The 15,198-nt window shown below is 32.4% G+C and carries 12 protein-coding genes; 7 read left to right on the top strand and 5 right to left on the bottom strand.

From position 1 onward, the window contains the following. Positions 1-75 precede the first annotated feature (75 nt). From J8L88_RS04820 to J8L88_RS04800, 5 genes are all read left to right on the top strand, one after another. The gene (locus J8L88_RS04820) at positions 76-756 is read left to right on the top strand and encodes a DUF4386 domain-containing protein (protein ID WP_211060120.1); all 681 of its coding nucleotides are present in this window, start codon (positions 76-78) and stop codon (positions 754-756) included. A gap of 155 nt (positions 757-911) precedes the next feature. After that, positions 912-1,613 (top strand): DUF4386 domain-containing protein, encoded by a 702-nt coding sequence (locus J8L88_RS04815; protein WP_211060119.1) that lies wholly within the window; start codon positions 912-914, stop codon positions 1,611-1,613. A gap of 239 nt (positions 1,614-1,852) precedes the next feature. After that, a complete protein-coding gene (locus tag J8L88_RS04810) occupies positions 1,853-2,524 on the top strand; it encodes a DUF6624 domain-containing protein (RefSeq protein ID WP_211060118.1) in 672 nt (223 codons plus the stop codon). A gap of 8 nt (positions 2,525-2,532) precedes the next feature. Further along, a complete protein-coding gene (locus J8L88_RS04805; RefSeq protein ID WP_118386226.1) occupies positions 2,533-3,495 on the top strand; it encodes an NAD(P)-dependent alcohol dehydrogenase in 963 nt (320 codons plus the stop codon). 32 nt (positions 3,496-3,527) lie between these two features. Further along, positions 3,528-4,385, top strand: coding sequence for an alpha/beta fold hydrolase (locus J8L88_RS04800; RefSeq protein ID WP_211060117.1), 858 nt, complete (start codon positions 3,528-3,530; stop codon positions 4,383-4,385). A 183-nt stretch (positions 4,386-4,568) separates the two neighbouring features. Here J8L88_RS04800 and J8L88_RS04795 read toward each other — a convergent pair whose 3' ends face one another. Continuing rightward, the gene (locus tag J8L88_RS04795; RefSeq protein WP_211060116.1) at positions 4,569-4,964 is read right to left on the bottom strand and encodes a hypothetical protein; all 396 of its coding nucleotides are present in this window, start codon (positions 4,962-4,964) and stop codon (positions 4,569-4,571) included. A gap of 1,126 nt (positions 4,965-6,090) precedes the next feature. Here J8L88_RS04795 and J8L88_RS04790 point away from each other — a divergent pair. Beyond that, positions 6,091-8,367 (top strand): lytic polysaccharide monooxygenase, encoded by a 2,277-nt coding sequence (locus tag J8L88_RS04790; RefSeq protein WP_247666415.1) that lies wholly within the window; start codon positions 6,091-6,093, stop codon positions 8,365-8,367. A 144-nt stretch (positions 8,368-8,511) separates the two neighbouring features. On the opposite strand, the gene J8L88_RS04785 is transcribed toward J8L88_RS04790, so the two are convergent. The 3 genes from J8L88_RS04785 to J8L88_RS04775 all read right to left on the bottom strand — a co-directional run bounded on the left by J8L88_RS04785 (position 8,512) and on the right by J8L88_RS04775 (position 12,411). After that, positions 8,512-9,081: a DUF427 domain-containing protein gene (locus J8L88_RS04785; protein ID WP_211060115.1), complete on the bottom strand. Its 570-nt coding sequence runs from the start codon at positions 9,079-9,081 to the stop codon at positions 8,512-8,514. A gap of 100 nt (positions 9,082-9,181) precedes the next feature. Next, the gene (locus tag J8L88_RS04780) at positions 9,182-11,674 is read right to left on the bottom strand and encodes an ABC transporter permease (protein WP_211060320.1); all 2,493 of its coding nucleotides are present in this window, start codon (positions 11,672-11,674) and stop codon (positions 9,182-9,184) included. 47 nt (positions 11,675-11,721) lie between these two features. Continuing rightward, positions 11,722-12,411 carry an ABC transporter ATP-binding protein gene (locus J8L88_RS04775; RefSeq protein ID WP_118386216.1) on the bottom strand — a complete coding sequence of 230 codons (690 nt, stop codon included), beginning with the start codon at positions 12,409-12,411 and terminating at the stop codon, positions 11,722-11,724. A 28-nt stretch (positions 12,412-12,439) separates the two neighbouring features. Between J8L88_RS04775 and J8L88_RS04770 the strand changes: the two genes are divergently transcribed. Further along, entirely contained in the window at positions 12,440-13,183 is a 744-nt protein-coding gene (locus J8L88_RS04770; protein ID WP_211060114.1) for an arylesterase, read from the top strand. A gap of 107 nt (positions 13,184-13,290) precedes the next feature. Here J8L88_RS04770 and J8L88_RS04765 read toward each other — a convergent pair whose 3' ends face one another. Beyond that, a complete protein-coding gene (locus tag J8L88_RS04765; protein ID WP_211060113.1) occupies positions 13,291-15,156 on the bottom strand; it encodes a S41 family peptidase in 1,866 nt (621 codons plus the stop codon). Positions 15,157-15,198: the final 42 nt, after the last annotated feature.

Raw genomic sequence — 15,198 nt, 5'->3', positions numbered from 1 at the left:
TAATTACAATGTTATAAAAGTAGAGAAAATTAAATTTCTTGAAATAATCAGAAATTTAAATTAATTCAAAAAAATATGATAGACACTCAAACACAAAAGAAAATTCAGAAGCAAGTCAAAATAGTTGGCTTCACCTATTTGGTAACCACATTAATTGGCTCTATAAATATTTTTTTCGTTAAAGCGGGTATTCATAAACCTGATATACTGTTAGAATCAGAATTTCAATTTAGGATGTCTATACTTTTAGACATCACAATGTATGCACTTGTAATGTGGATGGCTGTTGCATTGTATATACTAACGAAGTCTATTAATAAAAATAAGGCTTTGCTTGGTTTTGTCTTTAGGGCAGCTGAGGTAGTTATGGGTTTTGTAATGGTACTTTTATATACTACACCGTTAATCATTTTAAGTAAAGCAGAAAGCTATCAGTTTAATAATGACACTTTACATTCACTAGCTGAAGTCTTTTTTGATATATATAGAATGGGATCTAATCTTCATCTTATTTTAATGAGCATAGGCGCTTTTATATTTATAAAGCTATTAAAATGTGCTTCTTATATCCCCAAATGGTTGAGTTATTGGGGACTTTTTACTTATGCAACAGTATTTGTAGGTTTTACATTACAAATCCTATTTCCAGAGACTTCAAAACAGTTAATGGTAGTTATGGTCCCAGGAGCATTTTTCGAACTCATTTTTGGAATTTGGCTTTTGACAAAAGGAGTAAGAATTAATAAGGATTTCTAAAAATAGTGATTAGTAAATCAAAAAATATTAAAAACAGATGCAGAAAAAGTTTCTAGTCTATTGCTTTATACTAATTTGATTTTGAATAGAATCTTGAAGAGTAAATAGAACGAGCAGAAGAATTTGAAAAAAGAAAACAGAATAACTGATAATCTATGATTGATAATAATGAACATAAAAATTTAATTAAGACCGCTAGAATAACTGGCCTATGGTATTTAATGATGGCTATTACAGGAATTTTAGGGTTTATGGTCTTTCATTCTCAAATATTTATGTCTGGTAATCCTGAACAAACACTGACAAATTTAGTAGAATTAGAATCTACAGCAAGAATTAGGTTGCTATTAGAGTTTGCTATCGTAATATCACAAGCACTTACCGCAGTTTGGTTCTTCAAATTATTTAAAGATAATTATGAATGGGAAGCTTGGACTTTAGGTATATGGGGAATGGTAAATGCTTTAACCATTATGATAAGTGCAATTTCAATAGCTTCAGCAATAGGTATAGCAAACTCTGATATAAGTGCTATGGAAGACCAAGTTTTACTAATTCAGTTGCTACAACATATAATTTCAAATGCTTGGGGAATTGGTGGTCTATTTTTCGGGTTATGGTTATTACCCATGGGATATATAGTTGTCAAATCTAAAAGGTTGCCTATCTGGTTAGGAAGAGTTCTTATTTTAGGTGGTATAGGCTATTTAGTTTCTACAATTATACGCTACGCCGGAATTGATTTTAGTCTCAATAGATTTCTTACAATACCTGCAACCATTGGTGAATTTTGGATGATTGGTTATTTGCTAATTTTTGGAATAAGACCTAATATAAAATCAATAAGAAATCAGTAGTTTATAAAAAAACACGGTTCACCAAATGTTCTCAAAACAAAGGACATAGCGAAACCTATATAGACAAATCATTTAAACTTGATGGCATAGAAAAAGTCCACAAGTATGTTGAAACAGGACGTAAAAGAGGAAATGTAGTCATAGAATCTCTAAATAAAATGATCTGATAAAAATTGGTTACACCAGTTTGCATTGATAGCATCAAACGGATTAAACATAGCAATAAACACCTTTTAAAAATGAAGTATATCTTATTATTCAGTTTAGCTCTACTACTCAATTGCTCTAATAAAACTAAGGCAGAAGAGCATGTATTGGTAAAAGAGGAAGAGGAAAATGAAAATTTAATTTCACTAATAGACCAAATATGGACTACCGAACAAACGCCAATTAGATTAAGAGATTCATTAATAGTTATATACGGTGTAGATTCAGAGCTAGCTAAAGAGCAACAGGTAATTATAGATAAAAATCATATAATTAATGAAAGTAGAGTGAAAAGTGTCCTTGAAAAATATGGCTGGCCAACAAAAGAAATGATAGGAGAACGTGGTAATTGGACCATTTGTAATGTTATTCAACATTCAGATAATGAAGTTCGAATACAATACCTTCCAATGATGAGACAAGCCGTCAAGGATAAAAAGTTAGAACCTCGATTCTTGGTAAGGGCAGAGGACAGAATAGCAACTGAGAGAGGTGATTTACAAATCTATGGTGGACAAATGAAATACTACCCAGAAACCAAGAGTTTTAATTTATGGCCAGTTTTTGACCCAGAAAATATAGATAAACGAAGGACAGCAATTGGGCTGGATTCAATCGCCATATTTCTTAAAAATAGATTTGATTTTGAATGGAATATCGAAGAACAAATAAGAAGAACAAGAGAATTTGAAAAAAGAAAATAATAGCACTTATGAAAACAGCAATTTATACATCTTATGGTTCTCCAGAAGTTATCCAGATAGTTGATCAAGAGAAGCCATTACCAAAACCTAATGAAGTTTTAGTGCGAATTAAGGCATCGTCCGCTACGCGTGCCGATACAATGATGAGAGCAGGAATACCGAAATTTGGCAGGTTGTTTCTCGGTTTTTTTAAACCAAAGAATACGTTTCTAGGAACAGGTTTTTCTGGAGTTATTGAATCAGTTGGTACAGAGGTAACTCAATTCAAATTAGGAGATGAAATTTTTGGAGAAAAACTATTTAGTAATGGCACTAACGCAGAATTTCTATGCATTGCTGAGAATTCAATAATTGCTTTTAAACCCAACAATTTATCACATCAAGAAGCTGCACCTGTTTGTGATGGTTTTCTAACCTCTTATAATTTTTTAAAAGACATCGTAAACATTCAACAAGGACAACATATTTTAATAAATGGCGCTTCGGGAAGCTTAGGAACTGCTGCTGTTCAAATAGCAAAACTTATGGGTGCTACTGTCACAAGTGTTTGTAGTACTAAGAATATTGAGTTGGTCAAATCCTTAGGAGCTGATTTTGTGATCGACTATAAAAACAATGACTTTACAAAAAATACCAATACATATGATGTTATCTATGATTCGGTAGGAAAAACCAATTATAGTAAGTCCAAAAATGCTTTAAAACCTAGTGGAGTATTTATAACGCCAGTTTTAAGTTTAAATATCTTGTGGTATTCAATGAGTAATCCCAAAAGAGTGAAGTTTGCAGCTACAGGTCTAAAAAAAACTGAGGAATTAAAACGATTATTTTTAGAATTAGTAGACTTTTTTAAACAAAAAAAACTTAATACGGTTATTGATAAAACCTACAACCTATCAGAAATTATAGAAGCGCATCATTATCTCGAAACTGGGCGAAAAGTAGGTAACATCGTTATCATAAATCAATAATAATAATTTATCAATCAAAAAACGAACATTGTATGTTTTTTAAATCAAAAGAAGGAAAGGAAAAGATACTAAACCTATATCATCAAAAGTTAAACGGCTTATCAATAGATTATTCTGAAAAATTAATAGATACCAAATTTGGTATAACGAATGTAATACGTGTCGGAAACACTAATTTACCACCTCTTGTATTAATTCATGGTACAGGTGGCTGTGCACCTTTAATTTTAGAATCATTTCCTAATTTATCTTCTAAATACTGTGTTTATGCCATTGATGTGCTTGCTCAACCTAACAAGAGTGCAGAACAAAAGTTAGATATGAAATCTCTTGATTATGGACAATGGTTGTTGGAAGTCATCATAAAACTAAGAATTAAAGATGTAACGTTGGTTGGCTTTTCTTTTGGAGGGTTAATTAGTCTAAAGGCGCTAGAGTTTAGTGAAATATCTATAAAAGAAGTCTTTCTAATAGCACCGGTTTATATTGTAAATGGAAATCCCTTTCTAGGCTTAATTAAGATGTTTATACCACTAAAAAAATTCATAAAAACCAATGATCAACATTACATTAAAAAAGTAATGGATGTCCTTTTTTCTGAATATGACGATTTTGCAGTAGGGTATATGTCGATTACTTTTCAAAATTGTAATATGGACTTTTCATCATTACCTATTATAGCTAAAAAATTTGCTCAACAAATAAAAACACCTATTACCATTTTCGCCTGTGAAAACGACATTATGTTCCCTGGAAAAAAAATGATAAGAAGAGCCAAAAAGATTTTCCCTTCTTTAAAAGAGACCATATTATTAAGTAGGTCTAAACATGTACCAAATGCAACAAATTTTAATAAAATAGAAAAGATAATTCTAAATAAAAATAAGTAATTAGATGGTGATATTTAAGTAAGTTTCTTTACTTGAGGGAGCAAAAAGTATTTATTTAGGCTCTAGCAGAACTAATTAATGATTTGTATTTTTATTTGGAAACCAACCTGTGCTCATGGCAGTCGAAGTAGCAGGAGGGGAGTGTAATGTGTGCGGAAAGGGATTGCTTACTAAAAGTAGATTTTAAAGCAGTCTTTTAATTTTTTTAATACTATTTAGTATACCTAAAGTAATTACACTACAACCAATAATTAGTTCTAGCCACCAAAAGAAATCAGTGTTTCTAAAAAGAATTATAGTTATTCTGATCACTAGATATGCCATCAATAAATAATTAATTATAGTTTTATTTTTTTCTTTTATAGAAAAATAAATAAGGTTGCCAAGTATTAACAATGCGCTAATTATAATTATTCCTGTATTGTAAGGCCAATGCATTACACGCATTAGTATGGCCATAGTTAATATAGCGCTAAGTATCCAACCAAAAATACCAGGATATTGTTTTTCGATTAAAGTACTTTCCATAATACATATAATCGCTAATAAAATTAATTTTATGTTAGTTATAGGAATCATACTGAAATTTATAGTTTCAGTATGTAATACACTAAACAATATAGTATTTATCAAACTTGGTATATAAACTAAGCTAAAGAGAATTGTAACAATTAGTATATATGTGTTTCTAGACAATCTTTATTTTTTAGTATTTAAATATAACATTAGTTAAAATCTAATTTAAGTAATTAATAACAATAAAAACGACTAGGTTTTAGTTTATAAAGCAATTTTATATTATGTAAAATAGAATCTCGATATTCAACTTGGCCTCAGAAAACTTTGGAGAAAACAACCCTTCGGCAAGCTCAGGGCAAGTTAGGTAAAGGAGCGTCAATAATTTAGACGAGTTTATAAAATTGATCCTGTGAATCAATTTTGTAAAGCTGCGAGATGGTGTGGCTGGATAATGTTAGAAGTAATAAGAATCATAAACGCTAAAAATGCTTATGCGGCAACTTCACGAGAACAGCGGTAGCAATCTTGAGCTCATCTAAAACAATATGAACTTTGTGAAAAATCGCATAAAACTTTTTTTACGTATGATTTATCAAATACGTGATTTATAATGCACCTAAAAGTGTTTGCTTTTTTTGGTACTTCAATAGACTCAGCATAAATTTTGACTATGCGGTTGGATATAGGTTTAAATTAATCTTGCAATGAAATAGAATTATAGAACAGAAAAAGTTTTATTCGCCGTTTTACTCATATATTATATTTGTACTATAATTTATATTATGTAAAATAGAATATTTTAAACCATACCCTATATCAATTTCCTCATCATTATGTACGGTTTATATATAAATTCATCAATTAGTATCAATATTCGTAATTCTCATAAATCGATTATTCCGTACAATTGTACAGAAATTCTCAAATACGCGATTCTCAGCGATTAGGATTTTCTACATCTTTATACCTATATAATTCTTCTTGTAGGCATTTTGTAGGCATTTCTATATACATAAAATGAAAACTGTTAAACACAATCCTCAACTAATTCTGATTTATGTTAAATATGAATTTAAAAAATGTTAATTAGTTGACAACAACAATCCTAAATAGTAATTTCATAATTGTTATTGAACCACCCTGTTTTTTTGATACATAAATTCAATACTAACAATTCAATAACAACATGAAAAAAACAAACTCTAAAACCAAAACTTTAGGTTGGATGATTTCCTACCTAAGAAAATGGTCAACGCCTTTATTGCTGTGCGTTGCCTTTATTTTCCCAAGCCTTCAGACTATTTTTTCGCACGGTACTGTAACAAGTCCTCCTAGTAGAGTCTGGATTTGTTTTCAAGAAAATCCCGAGAGTCCCGATTCGCCCGCCTGTATTGATGCTGTAGCTATGTATGGTACGCAAGCATTATATGACTGGAATGAAGTTGCACGTATGGATGCTAATGGTATGCATCAAGCCATTATTGCAGATGGTAATCTTGCTAGTGCAGGACGTCCTGATAAGTATGGAGGCCTTGATCAAGTACGTGGTGATTGGGTTACCACGCCGGTAACTCCTGGCCCATTTACGGTAACATGGACAAATTCTGCTCCCCATCAAACATTGTATTATAGAGTATATATTACGAAAGCAAGCTGGACTCCGGATCAACCTTTAACCTGGGATAACCTTGAACTTCTGGTAGAAACAGAACCGCGAGAAGCATCTGCCACTGACAATATAGATGTTGTACTTCCTGCAAGAACTGGTAAACACGTTATTTATAGTATTTGGCAACGATCGCTTACAGAAGAAGCTTTTTATTCTACTAGTGATGTTGATTTTGGTCTAACAACAGAACCACAGCCTCCGGTAGCATTATTTACTAGTGATAATGGTCGATGTGGCGGCCCAGATGTGGAGTTTGATGCCAGTGATTCCTTTGATCCTAACGGAGATGCGTTGACTTATTCTTGGGACTTTGGAGATGGTACAACTGCAGAAGGTGTTACCGTTTCTCATAGCTATACCAATCTAGATAGCGCTGCAGTAACCTTAACAGTTAGCGATGGTGTTTTTAGTAGCGGTGTGGTACAAACAATTGACTTAGTGGTAGATACCGATTGTGAAGAAATAATTTGTCCTTTTGATACACCAAGAGCCTCTCCTCTACCTTCTGTAAATAGTTCGTATTCAAATATTTATGTATTGGGGGATAACGGCCCTAATTTAGATAATATAGCCAATTGTTCTATCAATTGGGATTTAGGAAACAATGGTTTATACCAATTTTCATTTAGTACCAATAACGGTATTCCGAACTGGTATAATGATTTAATTGAAATATCTACACAAAACTTTAATGCTCCTGGATCACAACTTACCATTGCTGGTTCTAGTTTTGTAGGATTAGATGGAAGTTATTACGTAACCTTAGACGGAGATAATCTGGTGTTAGTTTCTACTACAGGAGATTTTACCATTTATTGCAGTAATTCTGATATAGCTCCGCAATGTGGTGATATTATCGATCCAATAAATACTGCTCCTATAGCTATGCTAACTGCTACACCAACAACTGGAGTTACTCCTTTGGATGTAGTATTAGACGCTTCTGGATCAACTGATGCAGATAATGATATCCTAACTTATAGTATTGATTACGGTGATGGAACTCTTGGATCGGATGCTATTTCTACACATACATACACAACAGGTGATTATATTGCTACTGTTACGGTTAGTGACGGAAATGGTGGTACTGATACTGCTTCTGTTATGATTACAGTTACAGATGATATTATAGATCCACCTACTGGTGATTGTTCTTTTGGTGCGCCAATCGAAACTTCTTTGGTAAGTATAAATACATCTTACGATAATGTATACGTTTTGGGTACTGGTGGTCCAGATTTAAGCAATATTAATTTGTTTACACTAAACTGGAATTTAACTAATAATGGTTTATATCAATTTTCTTTTAATTTAGATATAGCTCCTTGGTATATTGATTTCTCAGACGCTGTACAAAACTTTAATCAACCGAATCCTCAAATTTCTTTGGTAGGTACTGGTATTCCAGGTTTGGATGGAGATTATTTTGTTACTACAGATCAGAGAAACTTTGTATTAGTAGCTAAAGATTACACTATTTATTTTAGTGATTCTACTACAGCACCAGTGTGCGAAACTACTATAAATAGAGAGAATGAAATAGAAAACAAGCTCTTTGAGATGTTTCCGAATCCTGCAACTGGTAGTGTTTCAATAAAAAACACGACGGATTTAAAAAATAGCATCATTATGATTTCTGACCTGAGCGGAAAGAAATTAAAATCAGTAAGAGTACCAACAAGTACTACCGAAATGATAATTGATATTTCTGGAATTAAATCTGGATTATATTTGGTTAATATTTTGGATGATTCTGGTGGTAAACGTAGTTTAAAACTAGTTATCAACTAAGGGCTTGTTCTCTTAGAATAGCATAAATTTTATGAACAACCTTCTAAATTTTAGAAGGTTGTTTTTTGTTATTCTATTAAATGGTTCTATAATTATAGCATTTACTTTTTATACTACTTCACTCCTACTATTAATAGATCATATTTACCAATGTCCTGTTCTAGGTTCTCCCTTAAAAGGTCCAACCAAATCAGAAGTAATCCATCCTGCATAAAATTGACCAGATTGTGCTCTTACTTGTTCTCCATCAACATAACAATCAAGATGTTGCGGATAAAAAGCGATATGATCTTTTAATGCTTCAAACTCTAAAAATGGATTAGGATATGACCACGCCACAGGAATATTACTCATTTCCTTTAATGTCCAATACACTGCATTTCCTTTCCATTCGCACATTGAACTCTTATTAGGCATCGTAACAAGCGTATTCATATCAATATCATTTTTAGGGATATAATATGTTGGTGGGCTTGCAGTCTCTAATACTGCAAGTGCATTACGAGAATCTACAATCCTAATATCCTTATGATTCACAATTACTGGCTTACTAACTTTTTCAATGATCGGGGGACGAGGAAAATCCCAAACTGATCGCTGATTCTCTTTAGGTTCAATTGCAAATGGAGGTCTTTCTACACCCTTATAATTCCAGTGTTCTCGAGCTTTTCGTAACCAGTCTATCTTTGTCTTAGCTTTCTTATTAGATCCCATAATTGTAGTTTATACAGTATATTTAATTATCACAGCTAAAATAGCAGAAGATCAAATTCATTACGTAAACCCATCCTGATATATAAAATTAATCCTACGACTACCCCACTTTCCTCAAAATATTTAAAGGCGGACTTTGTAACACACTTTTAATATTACTTAATCCAATGAGCAATACTAAAATTACTATACTAGGCAGAAACAATAAGAAAGGAATACCAGAAGGCACAAAAGGTTCTTCGAATAATAGTGTTGCTAATAATTGACTACTGATTAAAGATAATAGGATTCCAGCCAAGCTGCCAAGTATTCCTAAAAATAAATACTCTAGCGCCGTAATACTAAGAATTTGTTTGCTTTTTGCACCCAATGTACGTAATAACACACTCTCTTTGATACGTTGGTATTTACTATTTCGAACCGAACCTATTAATACAATAATACCTGTAAGAATACTAAAGAATGCCATAAAATTAATCACCCAGGAGATTTTTCCTAAGATGTCTTCAATAACAGTATAAATCTGCCTAAGATCAAAGACAGTAACATTTGGAAATTTACTTACTAGTTCTCGTTGCAGTGCAGCAGATTGATTATTATCAGGTACATATGTAGTAAGTACATGAAATTGTGGCGCTTGTTCTAATACGCCTTTTGGAAATACTACCATAAAATTTAACTGTAAGCGTGTCCAATCTACTTTTCTGATGCTTCCAACAATGGTTTCCATCAATACACCTTGTATATTAAAAATAACAGGATCCCCAACTCCTAACTTTGCATTTTCTGCAAGACTTTCTGATATTGAGATGGGAACTTTTTCTCCAGATTTAACTTCTTTTACCCAGTTACCATCAATTATAGATTCTGAAGCAATAAGCGAATCCCTAAAAGTCGTCCTAAATTCATGATTAAGTACCCAATCATTCACTGCAGTAGTTGTATCTTTTCTAATCTCATTACTTAATTTCCCATTAATACTATGCATCCGCATAGTAACAATGGATAGATTATCGATAACTTCTAATCCAGACGGGGTCATGCTCGCAATTACGGCATCACGCTGCTCTGGTTGGATATCTACTAAAATAATATTCGCATTGTCTGAACCGTTATCCAATGCTGTTTTTGTTAATAGTATGTCTTTGGTAAAATATAAAGTACTAATCAAAAAAGTACCAAGACCTATAGCAAATATAAGTACCGTAGTCTGGTTATTAGGTCTAAAGAGATTCAACAAACTCGTTCTAGCTGTAAATCCCCAAGCGGTTGGAAAATATTTTTTAATTACCTGAATAAATAAGGTAGAGATCCCTGCTAAAATAGCAAAGGTGGCAAAAATACCTGCTACAAAAGCAAAAGCAAATAGTATATCTCTAAAGATCCATAGGGAGAATAAAAGAATAAAAAGCAAAATTGCGCCAAAGGTAAATACACGAATCTTTTTAGATCCTCTAGCTTGTTTTTCTGACACCCGTAACACTTCTAATGGTGATACATACCAAGTAGAAAGTAAAGGTTGTAATGCAAATAATACCGACATCAAAACACCTAATAGTAATCCCATAAAAATTGGCTGTAGACTTATAGAAACTTCTACATCAAATGGTAAAAATCCATCCAAAAGAAATGGAAGTAATTGTTGAAGTCCTATACCCGCTACTGTCCCTAAAATTCCACCAATAAGTCCCATCACAGCAATTTGTATTAGGTAAATCAAAAAAGCCTGTTTTCTACTCGCTCCTAAACATTTTAAAACCGCAACATCTGTTAATTTCTCTTTGATATAGATATGTACTGAACTAGCTATGCCAATGCAGCCTAGTAGTAAGGCTATAAACGCCGCCAAGTTCAGAAATTTACCTAGATTTCCATAACCACGTCCTATTCGTTGACTAGTACTGGTATGCGTATCGAGGTCAGCATTTTCTGCATCCAAGATAGGATCTAAAGTCTTATCTAATTTAATTAGATCTACTTCTGGTGATTCAAAAAAATATTGATATCTCTTTCTGCTGCCCAATTGCAACAATTCGGTCTGTTCTATAAATCGATATGGGATTAGTACTGTGGGAGCTACTGTTGATGAGATTCCAGAACTACCCGGCATTGAATTAATAGCTCCTAGAATAGGAAAGGTAACCAATCCTAACTTGATAGAGTCACCTGGTTTTATATCATATTGCAACATGAGCGTTGCATCCACTAAGGCTCCTCCCCTTTTTTGATACTCCGTAGCTGCAGTAATAGGTTCCGTTTCCAAAGTTCCATAAAAAGGAAAATTGCCTTCCATACCTCGTACTTGTACTAATTTAGCAGCTCCATTTCTTGGAAACGCCGCCATGGATGGGAAATTAACTTCGTAAGCGTCTGCTCCCAATGAATCGATGATAGTCTGAACTTTTTCATTAGGAAGTTGTCTACTATCTATTATAAAATCAGCCCCCATCAATACTTTGGATTGATCCTGTATATTTTGTTTTACATTTTCACTGAATAATTGTATCGAAACTACAGCGGCAATACCAAGAATGATAGATGCCATAAATAATAGTAATCTGGAAATGCTAGATCGTCCATCACGCCACGCCATCTTTAGTAACCAAGCAATATCTATTTTTGAATATGAATCCATTTTCATTATTGTACTAATGTTTTCTCATTGCTTATAATTTTCCCTCCTTTTAATCTAAGTATCTGTTGGGTTCGATTTGCCAAATCAAGATCGTGAGAGATAATAACCAAAGTCGTTCCAGCTTCTTTATTTAATTCAAAGAGGAGCTGTATGACCTTTTCTCCAGTCTCTTCATCTAAATTCCCTGTTGGTTCATCGGCAAATAAAATTGTTGGCTTGTTTGAAAAGGCACGGGCTAATGCAACACGTTGTTGCTCTCCTCCTGATAATTGTGAGGGATAGTGATGAAAACGATGTGATAATCCAACCTTTTCTAGTAACTCCTTGCCTTTTGTAACGGCATTTTTAACTCCTTGTAATTCCAAAGGTACAATCACATTCTCTAATGCTGTTAAAGTGGGAAGCAATTGAAAATTCTGAAATATAAATCCTACTTCTTTATTTCTTAATTGTGCACGTTCATCTTCATTCAATTCCTGAATATTTTGGCCACATAACTCTACAATACCTGAGTCCTGGTTGTCTAATCCAGCACATAGTCCAAGTAAAGTGGTTTTACCACTTCCAGAAGGTCCTACAATAGAAAAGGTAGCTCCTTTTTCGACTTCAAACGAGATATTGTCTAAGACCTTAAGTTTTTTTGAACCACTGCTATAAGTCTTCTCCAGTTCATGAATCTTTAATATCTTTGGCATATTGATTTTCAATTAATTCAATTAGATAATGCAAAAGAGGAAAAATAAGCAAATGGTTTCGTATTTATATACTCGTTATAAGTTGATTTCCTTAAAGTTTTGTTATTTTTTATTCATTAGTTTGCTATTATCCTGTGGAGAAAACACTGCTAAAAAAGAAGAAACTAATATAGACAGTTCTATTGAAAATAGCAGTGACTCAGCTAAAAGCACTCTTACTAAAACCATTCTTTGTTTTGGAGATAGCTTAACTGCTGGCTATGGATTAGATGATATTAATGATGCGTATCCTGCTGTACTTCAGAACAGACTGGATTCTTTAGGTTTAGGGTATACTGTTATCAACTCGGGATTAAGCGGAGAGACGACAGCTGGCGGAAATAGCCGTATCTCTTGGGTACTTAATCAGAAAGTTGATGTCTTTATTCTAGAACTAGGTGCTAATGATGGATTGCGGGGAGTTCCTTTAACAGAAACCCGAAATAATCTTCAATCCATTATCGATGCTGTACGAAAAAAAAACTCAGAAACTACAATCATATTAGCTGGGATGCAGTTACCACCAAATATGGGGGCCGAATATATTACAGAGTTTAGAAATATTTTTCCTGATCTTGCGCAGAAAAATGAGCTAGCACTGATCCCTTTTCTTCTAAAAGATGTTGGAGGTATTCCAGAACTAAATCAAGCGGATGGTATACACCCGACTATAGAAGGACAAAAAATCCTAGCGAATAATGTTTGGGAGGTGCTAAAAACAGTTTTAAAGTAGTATTTGTAAATACAAGTCCTTTTCCAGTCCAATCAAATGATGTGTTTATATAAGAGAATTAATAACTTTTACATATTGCCTCAATTGATTCATGAATTTTCTAAATATTAATTCTCATCATTAATAATGGTAACTAATTTTTCTAATTGCGTATCCTTTCCTTTAAATATTTGTTCTTTATCTACTGATATATTGATATCAGGAACTGTTCCATTGCCATCTAAGGTTTTTCCATTACGTTGAAACGATAACATTGTTGATACCTTTACTCTAATATTAGAATTGGTTAAATACATTTCTTTTGAGTTTCCACTAGATCCATCAGTAGTTACTCCTACTATTTTTACATTAGGTAAACCCTTATAAGCAGCTGTAAAAACAGTAGCTGCACTAAAACTACTTTCATTTACTAATATATAAACTGGCTGTTTGTAAAAGGTTTTTTTATGCTTCAATACCATATAAAAAGGGGCACTAAACTTAGAATGATCAAATTCTTGCTTAATTTTGTATGTTTTATTGAATTCATCGATTGCGAACCTATCTAAATTTGAGAATTCATCGGAATTATAAGAATACAAATAACGACTGCTCATTGAATGTTCATCAGTATCTATTATTTTATTTGTTCGTAAATATCCAACATTGGATACCCACGGTGACTGCGCTTGTGGTATCATATAATTTGCAAAAGTTTGTAATATGTCTCTGGTTCCTCCTTGGTTATTTCTGATATCTATTATTAAGGCTTTGGTGTTAGAAAGTTCTTTCATCGTGGTTTCTATGAAATGTTCTAGGCTATCAACCTTTTTATAATTAAACATCATCGGAATTTTTATATAACCGATATTATTAGTTAATAGCCTTTTTAGGCTATCAAACTGTCCAGTATGAATTGTGTTTTTTATAGCATTGTAATTGGCAATATGAAGTGTAGAAACATATCCTTTGTTATCTATCGTTAGTTTATGTATATCTTTTTTTTCATTCTTTCCATCTGTAAACACTACTTCTACCCTTTTTAAATTTCTTTTGTTGTTATTAAATAAGAGTGATCCATATTGCTCAATTGCGTTCGCTCCTCTTGTAAGTTTTGCTTCTTTTGGTGCTTTTTTATCTCTATAATTATAATTGGTAATTAATGTGTCTATTTGTATTCCGTTAATACTTTTAATATACGGATAGTTCTTATAATAGTATTGGTACGAATTATTTCCGAATCTTCTTTTGACTGCTATAACTTGTTTATCTAGAACAGTAATCCCAAAAGGTAGTTTTTGCTCATATGATTTATGATTTTTTTTATCAAATGACTCATTTTTTATTGATGTATGTCTATCACCAATCTCTGCCATAATTTTACTCATTTCATATACAAGTTCATCTATCTGAATACTATCTTCTTTTTTTAATATTAAAGCTATAATTTCATCAATCGCTGTATGATAATCAAAATTCGTGAGTTGTGAATAGGATGATCTGTTATCTAGAATTTCTTTGAATTGTTTTATATCTTCAATGGCTTCTGTTTTGCCAATACTCTTCTTAGTTTTTTCTTTACTAATAGTGTTCTTTTTACTAGGTTTGGATACGTTATTATAGTGTAGGCAACGTTGTCTATTTTCAAAAGTAAATGTACCAGTATATGTCTTAGCAACTCCATTTCTAGACAAAACCAAATAAACATCTTTATTTGGTATATAATTTAAACTTCTAAGCACTTCTACAAGGTCTTCTGAAAAACGTTTTTTCCATCTTGTATTATATTCTTTTTTACAAAAACGTATTAGTTCATCTTTATCAAAATGATCTAGCTTTTCGAAATGATACCATTCATTGTTAAATTCTACTACTGGCTGATCATTATCCCATGTCACCGCTGTGAAAGGAGATGCTTTTTCTAGCTCAAGTTTTTGTCCAAAACCAATAATTGTCAATAAACTAATTATTAAAGTGATGATAGTAGTTTTCATTTTTATATGTTTTAAATGTGATTTCTTTTCAAACATATTTTT

Origin of the sequence: Aquimarina sp. MMG015, from assembly GCF_018100855.1 — a bacterium.
Lineage (GTDB): Bacteria > Bacteroidota > Bacteroidia > Flavobacteriales > Flavobacteriaceae > Aquimarina > Aquimarina latercula.
The sequence above is the reverse complement of the archived record's forward strand: the minus strand, read 5'-3'. Positions and strand labels throughout refer to the sequence as shown.

Excerpts from the sequence above, each read along its gene's own strand:
- J8L88_RS04790 (WP_247666415.1), top strand. The coding sequence starts at position 6,091 with ATGAAAAAAACAAACTCTAAAACCAAAACTTTAGGTTGGATGATTTCC.
- J8L88_RS04810 (WP_211060118.1), top strand. The coding sequence starts at position 1,853 with ATGAAGTATATCTTATTATTCAGTTTAGCTCTACTACTCAATTGCTCT.
- J8L88_RS04775 (WP_118386216.1), bottom strand. The coding sequence starts at position 12,411 with ATGCCAAAGATATTAAAGATTCATGAACTGGAGAAGACTTATAGCAGT.
- J8L88_RS04765 (WP_211060113.1), bottom strand. The coding sequence starts at position 15,156 with ATGAAAACTACTATCATCACTTTAATAATTAGTTTATTGACAATTATT.
- J8L88_RS04800 (WP_211060117.1), top strand. The coding sequence starts at position 3,528 with ATGTTTTTTAAATCAAAAGAAGGAAAGGAAAAGATACTAAACCTATAT.
- J8L88_RS04820 (WP_211060120.1), top strand. The coding sequence starts at position 76 with ATGATAGACACTCAAACACAAAAGAAAATTCAGAAGCAAGTCAAAATA.
- J8L88_RS04805 (WP_118386226.1), top strand. The coding sequence starts at position 2,533 with ATGAAAACAGCAATTTATACATCTTATGGTTCTCCAGAAGTTATCCAG.
- J8L88_RS04815 (WP_211060119.1), top strand. The coding sequence starts at position 912 with ATGATTGATAATAATGAACATAAAAATTTAATTAAGACCGCTAGAATA.
- J8L88_RS04795 (WP_211060116.1), bottom strand. The coding sequence starts at position 4,964 with ATGATTCCTATAACTAACATAAAATTAATTTTATTAGCGATTATATGT.
- J8L88_RS04780 (WP_211060320.1), bottom strand. The coding sequence starts at position 11,674 with ATGGCGTGGCGTGATGGACGATCTAGCATTTCCAGATTACTATTATTT.
- J8L88_RS04785 (WP_211060115.1), bottom strand. The coding sequence starts at position 9,081 with ATGGGATCTAATAAGAAAGCTAAGACAAAGATAGACTGGTTACGAAAA.
- J8L88_RS04770 (WP_211060114.1), top strand. The coding sequence starts at position 12,440 with ATGCAAAAGAGGAAAAATAAGCAAATGGTTTCGTATTTATATACTCGT.